Raw genomic sequence first — 20463 nt, 5'->3', positions numbered from 1 at the left:
AGAACGCGATGCGGATGGCGCGGCTGTTCACCGGGCGGGACAAGGTGCTCTCGACGTACCGGAGCTATCACGGCAACACCGGTGCCGCGGTGGTCGCGACCGGTGACTGGCGGCGGGTGCCCAACGAGTACGCCCGCGGGCACGTGCACTTCTTCGGCCCCTACGCCTACCGCTCGGAGTTCTGGTCGAGTACACCGGAGCAGGAGGGTGTGCGCGCACTGCACCACCTGCGCCGGGTGATCGAGTCCGAGGGTCCGACCTCGATCGCCGCGATCCTGCTCGAGACGATCCCCGGCACCGCCGGCATCCTGATGCCTCCGCCGGGCTACCTCGCGGGCGTGCGCGCGCTGGCCGACGAGTTCGGCATCGTGCTGGTCCTCGACGAGGTGATGGCCGGCTTCGGCCGCACCGGGCACTGGCTCGCCCTGGACCAGTACGACGTCGTCCCGGACCTGATCACCTTCGCCAAGGGCGTGAACTCCGGCTACGTCCCGGCCGGCGGCGTCATCGTGAACGACCCGATCGCGGCCGCCTTCGACGACCGGGTCTTCCCCGGCGGCCTCACCTACTCCGGGCATCCGCTGGCGATGGCCGCCATCGTCGCCACCATCGACGCGATGCGCACCGAGGGCATCGTCGACAACGCGGCCATGATCGGCCGTGACCACCTCGGCCCCGGACTGGCCGCGCTCGCGGAGCGGCACCCGGTCATCGGCGAGGTCCGCGGCACCGGCGTCTTCTGGGCGCTGGAGCTGGTCACCGACCGCACCACCCGCGAGCCGCTGTCCGCGGCCACCATGACGAGCATCAGGGGCCGCCTGCTGGAGCGCGGGCTGTTGCCGTTCGTGCAGGACAACCGCATCCACGTCGTACCGCCCTGCGTCGTCACCCCCGAGGAGGTCGCCGAGGCGCTGGCGATCTACGACGACGTCCTCGGCTCCCTCTGAAAGGTCTCACCATGTCTCTCGCGTCCCTCCCCGTTCTCGACCACTGGATCGACGGCACCAGCACGCCCGGCTCGGGCACCCGGCTGGGCGACGTCTTCGACCCCGCGCTCGGCACCGTGCAGCGGCGGGTCCGCCTCGGCACCGCCGCCGACGTCGACGCCGCGGTCGGCGCCGCCGTCAAGGCAGCGGTCGCCTGGGGCGAGTCCTCGCTGGCGCGCCGGATGCAGGTCGTCTTCGCCTTCCGCGAGCTGCTCAACGCGCGCAAGGACGAGCTCGCCGCGATCATCACCGCCGAGCAGGGCAAGGTGCTCTCCGACGCCGCCGGCGAGATCGCCCGCGGGCTGGAGGTGGTGGAGTTCGCCTGCGCGATGCCGCACCTGATCAAGGGCGCGATGAGCGAGAACGTCTCCACCGGCGTCGACGTGCACTCCCTCAAGCAGCCGATCGGCGTGGTCGGGATCATCAGCCCGTTCAACTTCCCCGCCATGGTCCCGATGTGGTTCTTCCCGATCGCGATCGCGGCCGGGAACGCGGTCGTGCTCAAGCCGAGCGAGAAGGACCCGAGCGCATCGGACTGGATGGCGCGACTGTGGGCGGAGGCGGGCCTGCCGGCGGGCGTGTTCAACGTCGTCCACGGCGACAAGGAGGCGGTCGACGCGCTGTTGACCCACCCCGACGTGGCGTCGATCTCATTCGTCGGCTCGACCCCGATCGCGAAGTACGTCTACGAGACCGCGTCGGCGACCGGCAAGCGGGTGCAGGCCCTCGGCGGCGCGAAGAACCACATGCTGGTGCTCCCCGACGCCGATCTGGACCTGGTCGCCGACTCCGCTGTCAACGCCGGCTTCGGCGCGGCCGGCGAGCGCTGCATGGCGGTCTCGGTGGTGCTGGCCGTCGACGCGGTCGCCGACGCGCTCATCGGAAAGATCGCCGAGCGGATGCGCACGCTGCGCACCGGCGACGGCCGGCGCGACAACGACATGGGCCCGCTCATCACCGGAGCCCACCGCGACAAGGTGGCCTCCTACGTCGACGTGGCGCGCGCCGACGGAGCGACGGTGGTCGTCGACGGCCGCGACATCACCCCGGACGGCGACCCGAACGGCTTCTGGCTCGGCCCCACCCTGATCGACCGCGTGCCCACCACGTCGGCGGTCTACACCGACGAGGTCTTCGGACCGGTGCTCTCGGTGGTGCGGGTCAGCGGCTTCGAGGAGGGGCTGGCGCTGATCAACGCCGGGCAGTTCGGCAACGGCACCGCGATCTTCACCAACGACGGCGGTGCCGCCCGCCGCTTCCAGCGCGAGGTGCAGGTCGGCATGGTCGGGATCAACGTGCCGATCCCGGTGCCGGTCGCCTACCACTCCTTCGGCGGCTGGAAGGCCTCGCTGTTCGGCGACGCGAAGGCGTACGGCGTCCACGGCGTCGACTTCTTCACCCGGGAGAAGGCCGTCACCACCCGGTGGCTGGACCCCAGCCACGGCGGGCTCAACCTCGGGTTCCCGCGCAACGACTGACCTCTGTCCGGGGCCATCTGTCAGACGTCGGGCTCGACCTCGAGGTCGTTGGGGTAGTCGTCGTCCGAGCCCTGGACAGGGGTGGCCTGCTCGAGAACGTCGGCCTCATCGGCGTCCTCGCGTGGGGAGAGCTCCTCTTCCTCGGGCTCGCTGTCGTCGTCCTCGACCGGGGCCGCCTGCTCCTCGATGTCGGCCGGGTCGGCTGGGCTGGTGGGGTCGGCGTACTCACTGGTCATGATCTGACGGTGCCCACAGCGGGATCGGGCATGCCGGATCCGGCCGCCCGAAGTGGACACACCGGGCGCCCCTGGGCGTCCGATCGACCGAACCGTTATCTACACTCATCCCCCGGGCCGGCCACCCGCGCGGCCCTCCCGATCCCCGCGCCCGGCGGGCCGAGTCCCTCGTTGGCCCGCCGGGTTGCGGTGTCCTCAGGGACGTCGACGCGCCAGCACGCTGCCCAGCCCTGTCGCCGCCGCCCGCACCGCCGCGACGTGCGCCTCGGGGCGGAACCGGCCGACCGGGCCGGTCACCGAGATGGCCGCGAGCGCCTGTCGGCCACCGACGTCGAGCACGGGGGCGGAGACGCAGCGCAGGCCCGGGGTCGACTCCTCGTTCTCGTAGGCCACTCCCGACTCCAGCACCCCGTCCAGCTGGCGACGCAGCAGGCCGGGCGCCACCACCGTGTGAGGAGTACGACGTTCCAGCGGCCCGGCCAGCACCTCGCGCCGCACCGCGGGGTCCGCATGCGCGAGCAGCACCTTGCCGATCGCGGTGCAGTGCATCGGCATCCGCCCGCCCGGTCGCGACGGCGAGCGCGCCTGCCGGTGGCCACCGATCTTGGCGATGTAGACCACCTCGTGGCCGTCGGCGACGCCGAGGTGGACCGTCTCGTGGGTGCGTTCGTAGAGGTCTTGCAGGAACGGCATCGCCAGCTCCAGCAGGCTGCGCTCGACCGAGGCGCGCATGCCGAGCTCGAACAGGCCGCCGCTGAGCCGGTAGCCCGCCGGCACGCGGTCCAGCAGCCGCAGCGCCACCAGGTCGCCGGCCATCCGGTGGACGGTCGCCTTCGGCAGGGCGGTACGACGGGCCAGCTCGGCCAGGCTCAGCACCGGCTCGTCGGCGTCGAACGAGCGCAGGATCGCGACCGCCCTGCCCAGCACGCCGTCGAGGTCCGCACTCACCCGGCCACCGTACCCGCGGCGTACCACTGAGTGGAACGTCGCCATGGCGCCCGGCTCCCCGACCGGTGAGGCTCGGTGCCATGAGCGCCGTCCCCACCGCCGTGCCGGCCACGGTCCTTGACCAGGCCGCCGCGCGGCTGCTCGACGCGGCCGCCTCCGGCACGCCGTGTCCACCCGTCCGCGACCTGATCGGCACCGACGATCTCGGCGCCGCCTACGGCGTGCAGCAGCGCATCGCCGCGGCCCGGCTGGCCACGGGTACCACCGTGGTGGGCCGCAAGATCGGTCTCACCTCGCTTGCCGTGCAGCAGCAGATGGGCGTCGACACTCCCGACTTCGGGATCCTGTTCGCCGACATGGCCTATGCCGACGGCGCTACCGTCCCCGCCGGCGTACTCCTCCAGCCTCGGGTCGAGGCCGAGGTCGCGTTCGTGCTCGGGGACGACCTGGCCGAGGGCGACCTCGCGCTGTCGCAGGTCGCGGGTGCGATCGACTATGCGGTCGCCGCGCTGGAGATCTGCGACAGCCGCATCGCCGGCTGGGACATCAGCTTCGGCGACACGGTCGCCGACAATGCCAGCGCCGGGCTCTACGTGCTCGGCACCGAGCGCCGGACGCTCTCCGAGGTCACACCGCGCGACGTCGAGATGCGGATGACCGTGACCGGCCCTGGGGCCACAGCGGATTCGGTCGGCACCGGCGCGGCCAGCCTGGGCGACCCGCTGGTGGCCGTCCAGTGGCTGGCCACCCAGGCGCGGGAGTACGGCGAGCCGCTCCGCGCCGGCCAGGTCGTCCTCTCCGGTGCGCTCGGCCCGATGGTGGCCTGTGCCCCGGGCGCCACGGCCCAGGCCACCATCACCGGCCTCGGCGAGGTCTCGGTCAACTTTGCGGAGGTGTCAGCATGAGCAAGACCAAGGTCGCGATCATCGGATCCGGCAACATCGGCACGGACCTGATGATCAAGGTGATGCGCACCGCGCAGCACCTGGAGATGGGCGCGATGGTCGGCATCGATCCCGAGTCCGACGGCCTCGCCCGGGCCAGGCGGTTCGGCTTCGCCACGACCCACGAGGGAGTGGAGGGGCTGATCCGGCTGCCGGAGTTCGACCAGATCGAGATCGTCTTCGACGCCACGTCCGCCAAGGCGCACATCGCCAACGCGGAGCGCCTGCAGCCCCTCGGCAAGCGCCTCATCGACCTCACGCCGGCCGCGATCGGCCCGTATGTCGTGCCGGCGGTCAACCTCGAGGAGCACCTCGACGCCCCCAACCTCAACATGGTCACCTGCGGCGGCCAGGCGACCATCCCGATCGTCGCCGCGATCTCCCGGGTGGTCCCGGTGGAGTACGCCGAGATCGTCGCCTCGATCGCCTCCAAGTCGGCCGGCCCGGGCACCCGCGCCAACATCGACGAGTTCACCGAGACCACGTCGGCCGCGATCGTCCAGGTCGGCGGGGCGCGCCGCGGGAAGGCGATCATCATCCTCAACCCGGCCGAACCGCCGCTGATCATGCGCGACACCGTCTTCGCGCTGGTCGCGGCCACCGACCCCGGCGTCCACGACGAGATCAGGGCCTCGATCGAGAAGATGGTGGCCGACGTGGCGGCGTACGTGCCCGGCTACCGGCTCAAGCAGCAGGTGCAGATCAACGAGATCCCCGCCGACCAGCCGGTCGAGACGCTGCTGTGCTGCGACACCGGTCGGCCCACCCACCAGGTATCGGTCTTCCTCGAGGTCGAGGGCGCCGCGCACTACCTGCCGGCGTACGCCGGGAACCTCGACATCATGACCTCCGCCGGCCTGCAGGTCGCGGAACACCTCGCGCTCCGCGCGAGCGACCGGCAGAGCGCGGCCGCGAAGGAGAGCTGACCGATGAGCACCCCGATCTTCGTCCAGGACGTCACCCTGCGCGACGGCATGCACGCCGTCCGCCACCGGATCACCCCTGCGGACGTGAAGCGGATCGTCGCCGCGCTCGACGAGGCCGGCGTCGATGCCATCGAGGTCGCCCACGGCGACGGCCTCGCCGGCGGCTCGGTGAACTACGGCCCCGGCTCCCACACCGACTGGGAGTGGATCGAGGCCGCCGCCTCGACGGTGAAAAATGCCCGACTCACCACCCTGCTGCTGCCCGGCGTGGGCACGGTCCACGAGCTCGAGCGCGCCTGGGACCTCGGCGTACGGTCGGTGCGGATCGCCACGCACTGCACCGAAGCGGACGTGTCGGCGCAGCACATCGCGGCCGCCCGCGAGATCGGCATGGACGTCTCCGGGTTCCTGATGCTCAACCACATGGCGCCGGTGGAGGTCGTCGCGCAGCAGGCGAAGCTGATGGAGTCCTACGGCGCGCACTGCGTCTACGTCACCGACTCCGGCGGCCGGCTGACCATGAACGACGTACGCGACCGGGTGCGCGCCTACCGCGACATCCTCGACCCGCAGACCGAGATCGGCATCCACGCCCACGAGAACCTCTCGCTCTCGGTGGCCAACTCCGTGGTCGCGGTCGAGAACGGCGTCTTCCGCGTCGACGCGTCGCTGGCCGGGCACGGCGCCGGCGCCGGCAACTGCCCGATCGAGGCGTTCATCGCCGTGGCCGACCTGGTCGGCTTCAAGCACGGCTGTGATCTGTTCAAGCTGCAAGACGCCGCCGACGACATCGTCCGGCCCCTGCAGGACCGCCCCGTGCGGGTGGACCGCGAGACGCTGACGCTGGGGTACGCCGGGGTCTACTCGTCGTTCCTGCGGCACGCGGAGAACGCCGCGGCCCGCTACGACGTCGATGTGCGCGACATCCTGATGGAGTGCGGCCGCCGCCGGCTGGTGGGCGGGCAAGAGGACATGATCATCGACATCGCGCTCAACATCGTGGCGGAGCGGGAGGGTCGGTCGGCCTGAGCGTCTGCTTGCCGGGTGTGTAACACGCTGTTGCAGCATGTAACACGCTGTTCGGCGCACTAGAAGGTCGTTGCAACGACCTTCTAGTGCGGTGGACAGCGTGTTACATGAGCCGGAGCCCCGGCGGGGCCAACAGGTAACCCCGGTGGCGGTCGAACCCGGTCACCCGCCAGCCATCGGCCATCCGGGGAGCCAGGCCCTCGCGCACCTGCAGCCGCCACCGGGCCGCGGCGGCGGGGTCGCTGACTCGCAACGCCTCGATGTCGCCGGGCACCTCGACACGGACCCCGCCGGGGACGCCGCCGGGAACCTGGCCGGGAACCTGGCCGGAGACCGCGCCGAGAGCCGGCGTCGGCTCGGCGCCGGACTCATCCAGCTCCCAGCGGACCAGGATCCGGTCGGACTCGTCGAGCCCGTTGATGGCGTCCTCCATCGGCCCGTAGAAGTCCGGCAGGTACTCCACCGGACGGGCGCCGAGCTTGACGATGTTGAAGTGCGCGTTGCGGGCGATCAGCGGGTCGTAGGTCCACTCGATCGCGTTGATCCCGCGCGCCAGCGCCCACGCGCGCTGGTGCTGCTTGAGCGCCATCCCGATCCGGCGCCCGGCCAGCTGCGGGAGTACGGCGGCGATGTGGCTGTGCAGCACCCGGGCCGACGGCGCCGCGTGGAAGCCGAGGGCGCCGCCGACCAGGCGACCGTCGACGTACGCGCCGGCGATGTAGCTGCCGGCCTTGCTCATCGCACGCAGCAGATCGCCCGCGACCAGCGGCTCGGCGGCACCCCAGACCTCGGTGAACAGGTCGGACAGCTCGTGCAGGTCGGCGAGCTCGGTCAGCTCACGCAGCTCGGGTTCGGCCATGCGTGAAGAATGTCAGACATGAGGACCGCGGGGGCGCTCCGGGATCGCGCGGTCGGCGCGCTGCTCGGGCTGGCGTGCGGGGACGCGCTCGGCGTGCCCTACGAGTTCGACCACCTCGCGCTCGGCCCGGACGAGGAGCCGCGGCCGTGCGGTGGTGGGCCGGCCGGCTTCGCCCCCGGCGAGTGGAGCGACGACACCGCGATGGCGATCGCCGTCGCGCAGGGACTCGCCGCGGGCGGGTCGCTGGCCGAGCGGCTCGACGCGGTCGCGGGCCGCTTCCTGGACTGGTACGACGCCGAGCCCGCGGACATCGGTCGTCAGACCCGCGCGGTGCTCTCGGCCGTCGCCGCCGGCCCGCGCACGGGCGCGGCCATGCGGGCCCACGCCACCTCCTACGCGCGCACCCATCCGCATGCGGCCGGCAACGGGGCGTTGATGCGCACCGCCCCGGTCGCGCTGGCCTTCCTCGACGACCGGGCCGCCTGCGCCGAGGCCGCCCGGGCGGTGGCTGGCCTGACCCATGCCGACCCGCAGGCCCAGGACGCGTGCGTGCTGTGGACCGAGGCGATCCGGGTCGCCGTGACCGCCGGCGATCTCGCCGTGGCCGCCGGGCTGGACCTGGTCGAGGACCGGTGGCGCGTCATCCTGGCCGAGGCGGCCACCGGCGACCTCGGCCACTTCCACCCCAACGGCTGGGCGGTGCGCACCGTCCAGGTGGCGTACGGCGCGATCCTGCGAGCCGGCGGCGACCTGGAGGAGTCACTGGCCGCGGCGATCCGCGTGGGCGACGACACCGATACCACCGCCGCGGTGGCGGGCTCGCTGCTGGGCGCGCTGCACGGGGCCTCCGCCGTACCGCAGCGGTGGCTGGCCCCACTGCACGGCTGGCCCGGCCTACGCGCCGCCGACCTGGCCGAACTCGCGCTACGGCTGGTGGGCTGAGCGCTTGTTGGCCCGCCTGATCTCCTTGGACGGCCGGCCGCCCAGGTAGGAGGCGGCGGAGTCGACCAGGTAGCCGCGGCGCAGCACCTCGCGGCCGATCAGCATCCGGAAGCCCATCGCGTCGCGTCTGGTCAGCGTCACCTCGGCCGGGAGGACCCGGTCGAGCAGCCGCAGGTCGAGCCGGACCACCACCCGCTCCTCGGTGTGGCCCGAGGAGCTCTTGACCGTGCGCCGGTCGTGCACCGGCAGCTCGACCACCCGCGCATCGGCGCGGCTGCGCTGCCACGGGTGCACCTCGAAGCGCACCCACTCCTCCCCGTCGCGGCGGAACCGGGTGAGCGCGAAGGCATGCAGGGAGGAGGTCTGGGCACCGGTGTCCACCTTCGCCTTCAGCCACTCGACGCCGAGCCCGGGAAGCCCGACCCATTCTCGCCAGCCCAGCAGCTGGGTTGGATGATGGAGAGGCACGCCGCCCATCCAACCAGGAATCGCCTCGTGAAGATCGCCATTCTGTCGCGCGCGCCCCGCAGCTACAGCACCCAACGGCTCCGCACCGCCGCACTCGACCGGGGGCACGAGGCGAAGGTGCTCAACACGCTGCGGTTCGCGATCGACCTGTCCGGGGACGAGCCGGACCTGCAGTTCCGCGGGCGACAGCTCTCCGAGTACGACGCGATCCTGCCCCGCATCGGCGCCTCGATCACCTACTACGGCACCGCGGTGGTGCGGCAGTTCGAGCAGATGGACGTCTACACGCCCAACACCGCCAACGGGATCAGCAACGCCCGCGACAAGCTGCGCGCCAACCAGATCCTGTCCCGCCACGGCATCGCGATGCCGCCCACGGCGTTCGTGCGCAACCGGGCCGACGTGGTGCCGGCCATCGAGCGGGTCGGCGGGGCGCCGGTGGTGCTCAAGCTGCTGGAGGGCACCCAGGGCATCGGCGTGATCCTCGCGCCCGAGATCAAGGTCGCCGAGGCGATCATCGAGACGCTGCAGTCCACCCAGCAGAACGTGCTCATCCAGCACTTCGTCAAGGAGGCCCGGGGCCGCGACATCCGCGCCCTGGTGGTCGGTGACCGGGTGGTCGCCGCCATGCGCCGTACCGCCAAGGGCGAGGAGTTCCGGTCGAACGTGCACCGTGGCGGAAGCGTCGAGAAGGTGGAGCTGGACGAGGAGTTCCAGCGCACCGCCGTCCGCGCGGCCCAGATCATGGGGCTCAAGGTGGCCGGCGTCGACATGCTCGAGGGCGCCGACGGCCCGCTGGTGATGGAGGTCAACTCCTCCCCCGGCCTGGAGGGCATCGAGACCGCCACGAACCTCGACGTGGCGGGCGCGATCATCGACTACATCGCCAACCAGGTGGCGTTCCCGCAGATCGACGTGCGGGAGCGGCTGGCCGTCTCCACCGGATACGGCGTGGCCGAACTGGTGGTGCACGGCGACGCCGACCTGGTGGGCAAGACGCTGGGCGAGTCCGGGCTGCGCGAGCGCGACATCACGGTGCTGACCCTGCACCGCGGCTCGGCGGTGATCCCCAACCCGGGCGCCCAGCACGTACTCGAGGCCGAGGACCGGCTGCTGTGCTGGGGTCGGCTGGAGGAGATGCGCACCATGATCCCGGACCGGCCGCGGCGTCGGCCGCGGGTCAAGAGGCTCCCGAAGCACCCGCTCCCGGAGGGGTGACGGTCAGCTCCGCGAGGGCGTCGACCAGCCCGGCGATGCCGCCGGCGGCATGGGCCTCGCGCTGGCGGCGCGCGCCGGTGCCACGGGACCGGATCCGGGCCAGCCCCTCGGCCACGACCCGGTCGTCACCGGCCCCGCCCAGCGCCTCGCCGACGTCGTCGACCAGGGCCTCGACCAGTTCCCAGGCGGGCACCAGCCGGGCGCCGTAGGCGTCCACCAGCCGCTCCTCGACGCCCCACCGGGCGGCCCGCCAGGTGGCGGCTCGGAGCAGCTCGCCACGGACCTGCGGCGGGGGCGCGTCGTCGTCGGCAGCGGTGGCGACCAATGCCCGGGCGAGCGCGGCGATGACGGAGGCGTCGCCGACGTCGGCGCATACGTCGCAGACCCGGATCTCCACCGTCGGATAGTTCGCCGAGAGCCGCGCGTCGAAGTAGATCATCCCGTCGTCGAGTGCGGCGCCGGTGGCGATCAGGGCCTCGCGGGCGGCGCGGTACCCCTCGACGGTCCCGAACGGGTCGGCCACCCCGGCGGTGGGCCACTGCCCCCACAGCACGGTGCGATAGCTGGCGTAGTCGGTGTCCTGTCCGGCCAGGTACGGCGAGTTGGCGCTGAGCGCCGTCAGCACCGGCAGCCAGCCGCGGATCCGGTCCAGCACCCGCACGCCCTCGGCCGGCGACTCGATCGCGACGTGCACGTGCATGCCGCAGGTCAGCTGCATCCGGGCCAGCCTGCCGAACATCTCGGTCATCCGCTGGTAACGGGCGTCGGCGGTGGTCGACACCTGCTCGTCGAGCGGGCTGGTCGCCGACGCCAACAGCCGTACGCCGCGCTCCCGGGCGGCCGCCGCGAGCTCGGCACGCCGGGCGCGCAGGTCGCGGTCCAGGTCGACCAGGTGGCGATGCGGCGCCGTGCCGAGCTCGGCCTGTTCGCGCTTCAGCTCGTGCTCGAATTGCCCCGCCGAGCCGGCTTCGGCCCGGGCGACCACCTCGTCGCCGGCGGGCGCGAGGAACGGGCTGCTGCTCTGCACGAGGAGGAACTCCTCCTCGACTCCCACGGTGCGCGTCATGCCCCTAGGTGCCCGTTTCCAGCGCGCCCAGATACCCGGCGAGCAGGGCGGTCGCCACATCGCTCACCGCGTCGTCCGGCGGCCGGAACGTCGGCTGGTGCAGGGTCGCTCCCGCCGGCTGGTCGACCCCGACGAACATCATCAGGCTCGGCGCGATCGCGCCGTAGTAGGAGAAGTCGTCGGCGCCGCACGAGCGCAGCGGCGCGGCGTGCTCCATCCCCAGCCGGCCGAGCCATGCCTGGGCGCGCACCGCCAGCTGCGGGTCGTTGACCAGCGCGGGCTCCCCCTCGCAGAAGGTCACCTCGCCCCGACAGCCGAACGCGGCCGCGACCTGCGCGACGATCGCCGCGACCTCGCGGCGTACCTGGTCGCGGTCGGTCTCGTCGAGGACGCGCAGCGTGCCGACGGCGTGCGCCTGGTCGGGGATGATGTTGGCGGCGGTGCCGGCATGGATCTCCCCGACGGTCAGCACCGCCGCGTGGATCGGGTCGACCCGGCGGCTGACCACCTGCTGGAGGGCGACCACGACCTGGGCGAGGGCGGCGATCGGGTCGCGGGTCAGGTGCGGGTAGCCGCCATGGCCGCCACGTCCGGTGACCACGATCTTGATCTCGTCGGTGGCGGCGTTCACCGCTCCCGACGTCGCGGCCACCTCGCCGCGGCGCAGCAGTGGCTGCACGTGCGCCCCCACCACCGCCCGCACCTGATGCTGGGGCAGCACCTTGGCGTCGACGATGTCGCGCGCGCCGGACGGCGGCCCCTCCTCGCGCGGCTGCAGGATCGCCAGCAGCGAGCGGCCGGTGCGATGCGCGGCGCGGGCCAGCGCCGTGGCGGCGGCCAGGTGCACGTCGTGGCCGCAGGCGTGCATCCGGCCGTTGGAAGCGCTGTCGGGCGCACCGGTGCGCTCGTGCACGGGCAGTGCGTCCAGCTCGGCGCGTACGGCGACACACGGGCCCGCGGCCGGCCCCACCCGGACCAGCAGCCCGGTCTCGGCGACCGGCTCGACCGTGCCGACCCCGATCGCCTGGGCCACCCGCTCGGCGGTCCGCCACTCGGCGCCCGAGGGCTCGGGGTCGGCGTGCAGCCGGTGGCGCAGCTCGACGGCCGCCGGCAGCTCCTCCACCAGCACCGCGCGCAGCTCCTCCGACTCCTGCTGCGCGGTGGTCACGTGAGCAGTCGCAGCGTCGCCGCGGTGACGACGCCGTACACGCCGTGCGGGAGGGCGTCCGCGGCCCAATCGGCTGGCGACCACGACGTCGGGTCGGTCACCCCCATCGCCGCCATCGGCGCGTCGCTGGCCGCCATGGCACCCGCGGTGGCCAGGACGGCTCCGACCGGCAGCGGCGGCCGCCACGCGGCATGGAGGACACCGAGCGCAGCGCCGGTCCCGATCCCGGCGGCGATGCCGAGCATCGGGCCGAGCCCGGCGACGCGGTTCTGGGCCGTCTCCTCGTCGCCGGGGATCCCGACGCCGGCCCTGGCCGCCATCGTCTCGACGGTCCGCTCCGGGGTGCTGCTCGAGCCGCGGCCCCGGATCGCCATGTCCAGGTAGGTGGCGGCGTTGAGCGCCGTGGTGCCGGCCGCGCCGGCCAGGGCGCCACAGGCGAGGCTGCGGATGAGCCGCATCAGGACTTCCGGGACCGGCTGGTGTCGCGCCGGTTGGCCTTCTGGATGGCCTTGACCAGCTCGTCTTTCTTCATCTTGGACCGGCCGGAGATGTCGAGCCGCTTCGCGACGTCCATCAGGTGCGCCTTCGAGGCGTTGGCGTCCACGCCGCCGGCGGTCTTGCCGCCGCGGCGGGCCGGCGCTCCGCCCTTGCGTGCCTGTGAGTCCGAGGGCCCCTTGCGACCCTTCGGCTCCCAGTGGTCGCCGACCTTCTCGAAGCTGTGCTTGAGCGCGCTGAACGCGACGCGGTGGGCGCGCTGGCCCTCGCCGTACTCCTCGACCGCCGAGTCGTGGGCCTTGATCCACGTCCGCTGCGCCTTCGCCGTCGAGCGCTCCAGGGTGGAGGGCAGTTCCTGCTTGCCGGGCATCGTGGTCTCCCTTCGTCTACTGGCGCCCCGGTACCCCGGAAGCGTCGGGGTGTGCGCGCAGGATCGCGACGACCTCCTCGTCACTGGTCTGGTCGAAGCGCCGGTACCAGTTCCCGACCGCCCCGAAGCCGGGCGGCGACTCCAGGCAGACGACCTCCGCGAGCGATCCCAGCCGCGCGAGGCTGTCGGGGGCGCCGACGGGCACCGCCAGGACCAAGCGCGCCGGATGGTGCCGGCCGATCGCCCGCAGCGCCGCCTCGGCGGTGACACCGGTGGCCAGGCCGTCGTCGACCAGCACCACGTCGCGACCGGCTACGTCGGGCAGCGGGGCGCCGTCGCGATAGCGCTCCGCTCGGCGAGCGACCTCGGTCAGCTCCGCCTCGGCGAGCCGCTCCACGTCGTCGTGGGACAGCCCGAGGCCGGCGGCCGCACGATCGGAGACCAGCACGTCCGCGCTGCCCTCGGCGACCGCTCCGATGCCGTACTCCGGATGCTCCGGCGTGGTCACCTTCCGGGCGACGAACGGCGCCAGGTCGGCACCCAGGGCCGTCGCGACCGGGGCCGCGACGGGCACGCCGCCGCGCGGCAGCGCCAGCACCAGCGGCTCGCGCAGGTGCAGGGGGGCCAACCGCTCGGCCAGCTTCCGGCCGGCGTCGTCGCGGTCGCGGAACGGCGGTCCCATGCCGCGCCGGTACCCGCTAGCGGCCGCGGGCCACCGACGCCAGGTCGCGCTCGGGGTCGAGCAGGTCGACGGTCTGCAGCACCCAGAAGAGCGCGAACAGGGCGAGCAGCCCCGCCTCGACACCGAGCAGTGCATAGGCCCAGGCGTGCACCAGCGCGAAGACGGCCACGACGACCACCATGCCGGCCACGATGGCCCAGTACGCCGCATCGAACCTGGTCCTGCTCGCCGCCTCCCGGGCGAGCACCCGCACGCCCCAGTCGGTGTTGAGCACCACCACGCCGGCGAACGGCAGGAACGTGAACACGCCGGCCAGCGCATGGGCGTGTGCGGCAAACGAGGTGTGGTCGAGCAGGATCCACGCCATTCCCACGATCCAGGCGGCCGCGGTCGCGACCAGCCCGACCACCCCCCAGGGCGTCGGGCGGTGGTGCCGGCGCACGGTGGCCACGAGGACCACGACGTACCCGATCGCCAGGACCACCAGGAAGCTCAGCGCGTTGTTGACGATGGCGTGGACGTCGGGCGGGTGCCCTGCCGCCGGGGTGGGCACGAACGCCACCATCGGCGCCGAGATCCCGGACAGGTTGAGGCACACGTCCTCGGCGTCGGTGAAGCCGCGCAGCGCCACCAGGCACACCCCGACCGCGCCGAGCACGGCGATGAAGACCGGCCCGGCGGCGGTGTAGTAGTAGCCGCTGAGCGACGTCTGCCAGCCGGCGCGCGCGGTCTCGGCTCCCACCGAGACCGCCAACGTCAGCAGCAGTGCCAGCAGCGCGAACCGGACATAGCGGTACGTCGTCAGCTCGGCCACCATGGGCACGACCGTAGCCGTGCCCGGCGCCGATCCCGAGCAAGCGGTCCGGTCACACCAACGGCACGTCGAGGCGGCCGCGCAGCTCGTCGAGGGTGACGCCGTGCGTCTCGAGCACGTGCACCCCGTCGGGGGTGATGTCGAAGACCGCTCGGTCGGTGTAGACCCGGCTGACGCAGCCGACGCCGGTGAGCGGGTAGGTGCAGGCGGGGACCAGCTTGGGCGTGCCGTCCTTGGCGAAGAGCGTCATCATCACGTAGACGTCCTTGGCGCCGATGGCCAGGTCCATCGCACCGCCGACCGCGGGGATGTCGTCCGGCTTGCCGGTGTGCCAGTTGGCCAGGTCGCCGTTCGCGGCGACCTGGAACGCGCCGAGCACACACACGTCGAGGTGACCACCGCGCATCATCGCGAACGAGTCGGCGTGGTGGAAGTAGGAGCAGCCCGGGGTCTCGACGACCGGCACCTTGCCGGCGTTGGTGAGGTCGGCGTCGACCTCCTCCCCCTCGGCCTTGCGACCCATCCCGAGCATGCCGTTCTCGGTGTGCAGGATGACGCCCTGGTCGGGGGTGAGATGGTCGGCGATCTTGGTCGGCTGACCGATGCCGAGATTGACGAAGGACCCGGCCGGGATGTCGCGGGCGATCATCTTCGCCAGCTCGTCCATGGTGAGGGGGGTGTCGGTCATCGGGCACCTTCCACGGTGTAGTGACGGGCCTCGACCTGGACGACCCGGTCGACGTAGATGGACGGCGTCACGATGCTCTCCGGGTCGAGGCTGCCGGTCGGCACGACCTCGTTGACCTGGACGATCGTGGTGGTCGCGGCGGTCGCCATCACCGGACCGAAGTTGCGGGCGGTCTTGCGATAGACCAGGTTGCCCAGCTCGTCGGCGCGGTGGGCGCTGATCAGCGCGTAGTCGCCCTTGATCGGGTACTCGAGGATGTAGCGGCGCCCGTCGATGACCCGCTCCTCCTTGCCCTCGGCCAGCGGCGTGCCGACGGCGGTCGGGCAGAAGAACGCCCCGATGCCGGCGCCGGCGGCGCGCATCCGCTCGGCGAGGTTGCCCTGCGGCACCACCTCGAGCTCGATCCTGCCCGCGCGGTAGAGCCCGTCGAAGACCCACGAGTCGACCTGGCGTGGAAAGGAGCACAGGATCTTGCGCACCCGGCCCGCCTTGAGCAGCGCGGCCAGACCGACCTCGGCGTTGCCGGCGTTGTTCGCCACGATGGTCAGGTCCGTGGCGCCCTGGCGGATCAGCGCGTCGATGAGGTCGAAGGGCATGCCGGCGAGGCCGAACCCGCCCACCAGCACCGTCGAGCCGTCCTCGATGCCGGCGACCGCCTCGTCGCAGCTCTCCAGATGCCGGGTCCGGCTCACCGGGTCACCTCCAGGTTCTCCAGGACGACGGCCAGGGCCTGGCCGACGCCGATGCAGATGGCGGCCACGCCGTACCGCTGCCGCTGCTCGCGCAGGACCGCCGTCAGCGTGCCGAGGATGCGGCCGCCGGAGGCGCCCAGCGGGTGGCCGATCGCGATCGCGCCGCCCTTGACGTTGACGATCTCGGGGTCGATGCCCCAGGCGTCGACGCAGGCCAGCGACTGCACCGCGAAGGCCTCGTTGAGCTCGACCGCGCCGACCTGCTCCCAGCCGATGCCGGCCCGGGCCAGGGCCCGGTTGGCCGCCTCGACGGGCGCGAACCCGAACTCCTGCGGGTCGAGCGCCATCGCGCCACGCCCGATGATCCGGGCGACCGGCTCACGGCCGATGGTGGCGGCGGCGGCCTCGCTGCCCAGGAGTACGGCGGAGGCGCCGTCCGACAGCGGCGAGGCGTTGCCGGCCGTGATGGTGCCGTCCGGCCGGAAGGACGGCTTCAGGCCGGCCAGCTTCTCGGTCGTCGAGTCCGGCCGGATGCCCTCGTCGCGGGCCAGGCTCTGCTCACGCGGCAAGGTGACCGGCGTGACGAGCGGCTGGTAGAACCCAGCCTCCCAGGCGGCGTGGGCCAGCCGGTGCGAGCGCACCGCGAACTCGTCCTGGCGCTCACGCGAGATGCCGAAGCGCTCCTGGAGCTGCTCGTTGCACTCGCCCAGCGAGACGGTCCACTCCGCGGGCATCCGCGGGTTGACCAACCGCCAGCCGAGCGTGGTGGAGACGGTGGCGACGTCGCCGGCGGGGAACGCCCGGTCGGGCTTGGGCAGCACCCACGGAGCGCGGGTCATGGACTCCACGCCGCCGACCAGGACGATCTCGGCGTCGCCGGTCTCGATGGCGCGGCTGGCCATCATCGCCGCGTCGAGCGAGGAGCCGCACAGCCGGTTGACGGTGGTGCCGGGCACACTGGTGGGCAGTCCGGCGAGGAGCGCGGCCATCCGGCCGACGTTGCGGTTCTCCTCCCCCGCACCGTTGGCGTTGCCCCAGACCACCTCGCCGATGGCGGCCGGGTCGAGGTCGGGGGTCTGGGCAAGGACGCCGCCGATGACGGTCGCGGCCAGGTCATCGGGACGGACGCCGGCCAGGGCCCCGTTGAACTTTCCGAACGGCGTGCGCGTGACGGCGTAGACGAAGGCACTGCTCATGTCTGCGACGCTAGTCGCCCGAGCCGATATGCTGAAGTATCAATATCACCCTTGATTGAGATGCTGAACCTATGGATCTGCGTCAGTTGCGCTACTTCGTCGCGGTCGCCGAGGAGCGTCACTTCGGCCGCGCCGCCGCCAGGCTGCACATGGCCCAGCCGCCGCTGTCGCAGGCCATCCGACAACTCGAGACCGAGCTCGGCGTCACCCTCCTGCACCGCACCACCCGGCGCGTCGACCTGACCGACGCCGGGGTCGCCTACCTGGACCGCGCCCGGGCGATCCTGGCGGAGGTCGAGGAGGCCGCGCAGCATGCCCGCCGGGTCGCCGCCGGGGCGGTCGGGCACCTGACCATCGGCTGTGTGGGCTCGGCGACGTACAGCCTGCTGCCGGCGCTCTCCCGCCACCTCTCCGTGGAGCTGCCGGGCATCGACTTCTCCTTCCGCGGCGAGATGCTCGCGCCCGACCAGGTCGCCGCGCTGCGCCGGGGCACCATCGACGTGGCGCTGCTCCGGCCGCCGGTCGCCGACCTGTCACTGACGGTGCGCGCGCTGCGCCACGACCGGCTGGTGGTCGCGCTGCCGGCCGACCACCCGCTCGCCGCACGCCCCCGGGTGGCCGCCGCAGCCCTCGCCGACGCGGACCTGATCGTGCACTCCGCCGGCCGCCGATCGGCGATGTACGAGGTCGTCTTGGGACTGCTGCACGAGGCCGGCATCGAGCCCCGGATCCGGCACGAGGTCGGCGAGACGTCGACGCTGATCACCCTGGTCGCCGGTGGTCTCGGCCTGGCCGTGGTGCCCGAGCCGGTCACGGCACTGGCCCTCGAGGGCGTCACCTATCGCCCGCTGGTCCGCCCCTCGGCGACGATCGAGCTGGCCGTCGCCCACCGCGCCGACCGCTCCGAGCCGCACCTGGCGCGGACCATCGAGGTGATCCGAGGGCTGTTCTGAGGCTGCACGCTCGTCAGCCCTCGCCGAGCACCCGGTTGGCGACGCCGAAGGCGGTGTTGGCGGCGGGTACGCCGACGTAGACGGCCGACTGCAGCAGCACCTCGACGATCTCCTCGCGGGTGAGCCCGTTGGTGAGCGCGGCGCGCAGGTGGAACTCCAGCTCCTCGAAGTGCCGCCCGGCGACCAGGGCGGTCAGCACCGCGATCGAGCGGTCGCGGCGAGCCAGGCCGGGGCGGGTCCAGATCTCGCCCCAGGCGTAGCGGGTGATGAAGTCCTGGAAGTCGCGGGTGTGGTCGGTGGTGCGCGCGATGGCCCGGTCGACGTGGGCGTCGCCGAGGACCTGGCGGCGCACGGCCATGCCCGCAGCGGCGGCATCCGCAGCGCCACCGGAGGTGCCGGAGCCGGCCGCTTGACCGGCCTCGTCGGCCGCACCCGCCCGGCGACCCGCCAGGTGATCCGCGGCGTGACCCGCCAGGTGATCCGCCAGCAGCGACGCCACCGCCCGCGGCGCCTCCGCCGGCGCCAGGTGCGCGACGTCGTCCAGCTCCACGAACCGCCCGCCCGGGATCGCGGCCGCGTCCGCCTGCAGCGAGCCCGCCGGGGTGGCTACGTCGTGGCTGCCGGCGACGGCCAGCACCGGCACCGCGATCTCGCCAAGCCGGGACCGCAGGTCGAACCCACCCAGCGCCTCGCACACCAGCGCATAGCTCTCCGCGTCGGCGTCCTGGAGCGAACGCAGCAACGCCGTACCGGTCGCGGGATCACGATCGAGGAAGCCGGGGCCGAACCAGCGCTTCGCCGAGATCTCCACCACCGCCGGCGTCCCGGAGGAGCGCACCAGCTCGGCCCGCTCCCGCCAGCCGTCCGGCTCGCCGATCCGAGCGCCGGTGCACAGCACCGCGGCCCCGGTCAGCCGCGCCGGTGCGTCCAGGGCGAGCTGGAGGCCGACGGCACCGCCGACGGAGTCACCGGCGTACCCGAACGCGACCGGGCCGAGCGCGCGGTCCACCGCGGCGAGCACGCCGGCGGCGAGATCGGCGATGGTGAACCCCGCGGTGACGGGCGCGCCGCTGCCGTGGCCCGGCAGCTCCCAGCCGACCACGTGGAACCGCTCGCCGAGCAGCTCGGCGACGCCGCTCCACAGCGCCGTCACCGAGGTGCCCAGCGAGGGCCCCACCACGAGCAGCGGCCGGTCGTCGCCGCCGGCCAGCTCGACCAGACTCAGCTCCAGACTCAGCTCCAGGGTCATGCCAGGTCCTTCCACAGCCGCCCCGCCCGCTCCAGGACGGTGTCGATGATGAGGTCGTTCGCGCCCAGGTAGGCCCCGGCAGCGCCGTCCCTGCCGCTCATGCCGCTCATGCTGCGCTGCTCGGCCGTCAGCGTCTCGGCGTTCTCGGCCGCGCGAGCGCCCATCCGGTCGGCCTCGACGACGAGCCCGGCGAGCAGGTCGGCGGCCTGGGAAGCGGCGACGACGCTACGCCGGGCGAGCGTGCGCAGCGTGGCCCACTCGGCGTGCCAGGCGCCGTCCGGGCGCTCGTCGACGTACGCCGCCGCGGCGGTGTGCAGCGTCGCCGCCAGCCCGGGCGCGGCCAGCGCGTGCCGGCGCAGCAGGATCGAGAGCACCGGGTTGGCCTTGCCCGGCATCGTCGAGGAGCCGCCGCCGGCGGCCTCGCGCAGCTCGCCGATCTCGGGCCGGGACAGCAGCGCCACATCGGCGCCGATGCGCCCGAGTGAATCGGCGAGCGTGACCAGCGCGTCGCCGGCCGAGGTCAGCGGGGTACGACGGGTGTGCCACGGCACCCCGCCCTGCAGCGCCAGCTCACCGGCCACCCGCCGGACCAGCCCAGCCACCACCTCGACCGGGTCCGCCCGGTCGGCCGAGTCGCGGGCCAATTCGACCACCGCGGCCAGCGTGCCGGCGGCGCCGCCGAGCTGGATCGGCAGCTCGGCCCGCACCCGCCGCACGACGTCGGTGGCGTCGGCCAGACCGGAGAGCCAGGTCGCCGCCTTGAGCCCGAACGTGACGGGCACGGCGTACTGCGTCAGCGTCCGGCCCGCCATCACGGTGCCGCGGTGCGCGCGCGCCAGCCCGGCCAACGCACCGGCGCAGCGCGCCACGTCGACCAGCACCGCGTCGAGCGCATCGCGCAGGCAGAGCACGAGCGCGGTGTCGAGCACGTCCTGCGAGGTCAGCCCGCGGTGCACCCAGCGCGAGCCGCTGCGCTCGCGCAGCAACCGCACCAGCCCGATCACCGGGTTGCCGCCCGCCTCCGCCTCCGCCGAGAGCGCGGCGATGTCGTCGGCG

The 20463-nt window shown here is 73.1% G+C and carries 23 protein-coding genes; 8 read left to right on the top strand and 15 right to left on the bottom strand.

Annotation, left to right across the window (positions count from 1 at the left end):
- Positions 1-947 (top strand): aminotransferase class III-fold pyridoxal phosphate-dependent enzyme (locus VHA72_RS06685; protein ID WP_325573669.1); only part of this gene is annotated, 947 nt, incomplete at its 5' end.
- An 11-nt stretch (positions 948-958) separates the two neighbouring features.
- Positions 959-2464, top strand: coding sequence for a CoA-acylating methylmalonate-semialdehyde dehydrogenase (locus VHA72_RS06680; RefSeq protein ID WP_325573668.1), 1506 nt, complete (start codon positions 959-961; stop codon positions 2462-2464).
- 20 nt (positions 2465-2484) lie between these two features.
- On the opposite strand, the gene VHA72_RS06675 is transcribed toward VHA72_RS06680, so the two are convergent.
- Both VHA72_RS06675 and VHA72_RS06670 read right to left on the bottom strand, forming a co-directional pair.
- Positions 2485-2700, bottom strand: a complete 216-nt coding sequence (locus tag VHA72_RS06675; RefSeq protein WP_325573667.1) for an Rv3202a family protein — start codon at positions 2698-2700, stop codon at positions 2485-2487.
- A gap of 195 nt (positions 2701-2895) precedes the next feature.
- A complete protein-coding gene (locus tag VHA72_RS06670; RefSeq protein WP_325573666.1) occupies positions 2896-3648 on the bottom strand; it encodes an IclR family transcriptional regulator in 753 nt (250 codons plus the stop codon).
- Between the two features lie 80 nt (positions 3649-3728).
- On the opposite strand from VHA72_RS06670, the gene VHA72_RS06665 reads away from it, so the two are divergent.
- From VHA72_RS06665 to dmpG, 3 genes are read left to right on the top strand one after another with little or no spacing between them, the layout of a single operon-like run.
- Positions 3729-4553, top strand: a complete 825-nt coding sequence (locus VHA72_RS06665) for a 2-keto-4-pentenoate hydratase (protein WP_325573665.1) — start codon at positions 3729-3731, stop codon at positions 4551-4553.
- A complete protein-coding gene (locus tag VHA72_RS06660) occupies positions 4550-5518 on the top strand; it encodes an acetaldehyde dehydrogenase (acetylating) (protein ID WP_325573664.1) in 969 nt (322 codons plus the stop codon). The genes VHA72_RS06665 and VHA72_RS06660 overlap by 4 nt, the downstream gene beginning before the upstream one ends.
- A gap of 3 nt (positions 5519-5521) precedes the next feature.
- Complete coding sequence (gene dmpG / locus VHA72_RS06655; RefSeq protein WP_325573663.1) at positions 5522-6547, top strand: 4-hydroxy-2-oxovalerate aldolase; 1026 nt, start codon at positions 5522-5524, stop codon at positions 6545-6547.
- Positions 6548-6650: 103 nt separating this feature from the next.
- Here the strand turns inward: dmpG and VHA72_RS06650 are convergent, their stop codons facing one another.
- A complete protein-coding gene (locus VHA72_RS06650) occupies positions 6651-7406 on the bottom strand; it encodes a GNAT family N-acetyltransferase (RefSeq protein WP_325573662.1) in 756 nt (251 codons plus the stop codon).
- A gap of 18 nt (positions 7407-7424) precedes the next feature.
- Between VHA72_RS06650 and VHA72_RS06645 the strand changes: the two genes are divergently transcribed.
- Positions 7425-8348, top strand: a complete 924-nt coding sequence (locus tag VHA72_RS06645; protein WP_325573661.1) for an ADP-ribosylglycohydrolase family protein — start codon at positions 7425-7427, stop codon at positions 8346-8348.
- Here the strand turns inward: VHA72_RS06645 and VHA72_RS06640 are convergent.
- The gene (locus VHA72_RS06640) at positions 8331-8816 is read right to left on the bottom strand and encodes an ATP-dependent zinc protease family protein (RefSeq protein WP_325573660.1); all 486 of its coding nucleotides are present in this window, start codon (positions 8814-8816) and stop codon (positions 8331-8333) included. The two genes, VHA72_RS06645 and VHA72_RS06640, sit on opposite strands and share 18 nt — an antisense overlap.
- A 27-nt stretch (positions 8817-8843) precedes the next feature.
- On the opposite strand from VHA72_RS06640, the gene VHA72_RS06635 reads away from it, so the two are divergent.
- Entirely contained in the window at positions 8844-10034 is a 1191-nt protein-coding gene (locus VHA72_RS06635; protein ID WP_325573659.1) for a RimK family alpha-L-glutamate ligase, read from the top strand.
- On the opposite strand, the gene VHA72_RS06630 is transcribed toward VHA72_RS06635, so the two are convergent.
- The 9 genes from VHA72_RS06630 to VHA72_RS06590 are packed head-to-tail and all read right to left on the bottom strand — an operon-like array spanning position 9997 to position 17205.
- Positions 9997-11100 (bottom strand): carboxylate-amine ligase, encoded by a 1104-nt coding sequence (locus VHA72_RS06630; RefSeq protein ID WP_325573658.1) that lies wholly within the window; start codon positions 11098-11100, stop codon positions 9997-9999. The genes VHA72_RS06635 and VHA72_RS06630 overlap by 38 nt on opposite strands.
- Before the next feature lie 4 nt (positions 11101-11104).
- Positions 11105-12268, bottom strand: coding sequence for a M20 metallopeptidase family protein (locus VHA72_RS06625; protein WP_325573657.1), 1164 nt, complete (start codon positions 12266-12268; stop codon positions 11105-11107).
- Positions 12265-12726: a hypothetical protein gene (locus VHA72_RS06620; protein WP_325573656.1), complete on the bottom strand. Its 462-nt coding sequence runs from the start codon at positions 12724-12726 to the stop codon at positions 12265-12267. The genes VHA72_RS06625 and VHA72_RS06620 overlap by 4 nt, the downstream gene beginning before the upstream one ends.
- The gene (locus VHA72_RS06615; RefSeq protein WP_325573655.1) at positions 12726-13133 is read right to left on the bottom strand and encodes a ChaB family protein; all 408 of its coding nucleotides are present in this window, start codon (positions 13131-13133) and stop codon (positions 12726-12728) included. The genes VHA72_RS06620 and VHA72_RS06615 overlap by 1 nt, the downstream gene beginning before the upstream one ends.
- A gap of 16 nt (positions 13134-13149) precedes the next feature.
- On the bottom strand, positions 13150-13815 hold the full coding sequence (locus tag VHA72_RS06610; RefSeq protein WP_325573654.1) for a phosphoribosyltransferase: 666 nt from the start codon (positions 13813-13815) through the stop codon (positions 13150-13152).
- A 16-nt stretch (positions 13816-13831) separates the two neighbouring features.
- Complete coding sequence (locus VHA72_RS06605) at positions 13832-14632, bottom strand: hypothetical protein (RefSeq protein ID WP_325573653.1); 801 nt, start codon at positions 14630-14632, stop codon at positions 13832-13834.
- 49 nt (positions 14633-14681) lie between these two features.
- Positions 14682-15317, bottom strand: coding sequence for a 3-oxoacid CoA-transferase subunit B (locus VHA72_RS06600; RefSeq protein ID WP_325573652.1), 636 nt, complete (start codon positions 15315-15317; stop codon positions 14682-14684).
- Entirely contained in the window at positions 15314-16009 is a 696-nt protein-coding gene (locus tag VHA72_RS06595) for a 3-oxoacid CoA-transferase subunit A (protein ID WP_325573651.1), read from the bottom strand. Before VHA72_RS06595 ends, VHA72_RS06600 begins: the two co-directional genes overlap by 4 nt.
- The gene (locus tag VHA72_RS06590; RefSeq protein WP_325573650.1) at positions 16006-17205 is read right to left on the bottom strand and encodes a thiolase family protein; all 1200 of its coding nucleotides are present in this window, start codon (positions 17203-17205) and stop codon (positions 16006-16008) included. Before VHA72_RS06590 ends, VHA72_RS06595 begins: the two co-directional genes overlap by 4 nt.
- 71 nt (positions 17206-17276) lie before the next feature.
- On the opposite strand from VHA72_RS06590, the gene VHA72_RS06585 reads away from it, so the two are divergent.
- Positions 17277-18158, top strand: a complete 882-nt coding sequence (locus VHA72_RS06585; protein ID WP_325573649.1) for a LysR family transcriptional regulator — start codon at positions 17277-17279, stop codon at positions 18156-18158.
- A 13-nt stretch (positions 18159-18171) separates the two neighbouring features.
- Here the strand turns inward: VHA72_RS06585 and pcaDC are convergent, their stop codons facing one another.
- The gene (pcaDC, locus tag VHA72_RS16550; protein WP_325573648.1) at positions 18172-19407 is read right to left on the bottom strand and encodes a bifunctional 3-oxoadipate enol-lactonase/4-carboxymuconolactone decarboxylase PcaDC; all 1236 of its coding nucleotides are present in this window, start codon (positions 19405-19407) and stop codon (positions 18172-18174) included.
- A partial coding sequence (locus VHA72_RS06575) for a lyase family protein (RefSeq protein WP_325573647.1) occupies positions 19404-20463 on the bottom strand: 1060 nt, incomplete at its 5' end. The genes VHA72_RS06575 and pcaDC, both read right to left, overlap by 4 nt.

Source organism: Nocardioides sp., assembly GCF_035547795.1.
GTDB lineage: Bacteria > Actinomycetota > Actinomycetes > Propionibacteriales > Nocardioidaceae > Nocardioides.
The sequence above is the reverse complement of the archived record's forward strand: the minus strand, read 5'-3'. Positions and strand labels throughout refer to the sequence as shown.

What these genes read in the sequence shown, in the direction of transcription:
- VHA72_RS06600 (WP_325573652.1), bottom strand. Translation starts at nt 15,317, where the DNA reads ATGACCGACACCCCCCTCACCATGGACGAGCTGGCGAAGATGATCGCC.
- VHA72_RS06660 (WP_325573664.1), top strand. Translation starts at nt 4,550, where the DNA reads ATGAGCAAGACCAAGGTCGCGATCATCGGATCCGGCAACATCGGCACG.
- VHA72_RS06585 (WP_325573649.1), top strand. Translation starts at nt 17,277, where the DNA reads ATGGATCTGCGTCAGTTGCGCTACTTCGTCGCGGTCGCCGAGGAGCGT.
- VHA72_RS06615 (WP_325573655.1), bottom strand. Translation starts at nt 13,133, where the DNA reads ATGCCCGGCAAGCAGGAACTGCCCTCCACCCTGGAGCGCTCGACGGCG.
- VHA72_RS06605 (WP_325573653.1), bottom strand. Translation starts at nt 14,632, where the DNA reads ATGGTGGCCGAGCTGACGACGTACCGCTATGTCCGGTTCGCGCTGCTG.
- VHA72_RS06665 (WP_325573665.1), top strand. Translation starts at nt 3,729, where the DNA reads ATGAGCGCCGTCCCCACCGCCGTGCCGGCCACGGTCCTTGACCAGGCC.
- VHA72_RS06680 (WP_325573668.1), top strand. Translation starts at nt 959, where the DNA reads ATGTCTCTCGCGTCCCTCCCCGTTCTCGACCACTGGATCGACGGCACC.
- VHA72_RS06610 (WP_325573654.1), bottom strand. Translation starts at nt 13,815, where the DNA reads ATGGGACCGCCGTTCCGCGACCGCGACGACGCCGGCCGGAAGCTGGCC.
- VHA72_RS06630 (WP_325573658.1), bottom strand. Translation starts at nt 11,100, where the DNA reads ATGACGCGCACCGTGGGAGTCGAGGAGGAGTTCCTCCTCGTGCAGAGC.
- VHA72_RS06590 (WP_325573650.1), bottom strand. Translation starts at nt 17,205, where the DNA reads ATGAGCAGTGCCTTCGTCTACGCCGTCACGCGCACGCCGTTCGGAAAG.
- VHA72_RS06675 (WP_325573667.1), bottom strand. Translation starts at nt 2,700, where the DNA reads ATGACCAGTGAGTACGCCGACCCCACCAGCCCAGCCGACCCGGCCGAC.
- pcaDC (WP_325573648.1), bottom strand. Translation starts at nt 19,407, where the DNA reads ATGACCCTGGAGCTGAGTCTGGAGCTGAGTCTGGTCGAGCTGGCCGGC.
- VHA72_RS06645 (WP_325573661.1), top strand. Translation starts at nt 7,425, where the DNA reads ATGAGGACCGCGGGGGCGCTCCGGGATCGCGCGGTCGGCGCGCTGCTC.
- dmpG (WP_325573663.1), top strand. Translation starts at nt 5,522, where the DNA reads ATGAGCACCCCGATCTTCGTCCAGGACGTCACCCTGCGCGACGGCATG.
- VHA72_RS06650 (WP_325573662.1), bottom strand. Translation starts at nt 7,406, where the DNA reads ATGGCCGAACCCGAGCTGCGTGAGCTGACCGAGCTCGCCGACCTGCAC.
- VHA72_RS06620 (WP_325573656.1), bottom strand. Translation starts at nt 12,726, where the DNA reads ATGCGGCTCATCCGCAGCCTCGCCTGTGGCGCCCTGGCCGGCGCGGCC.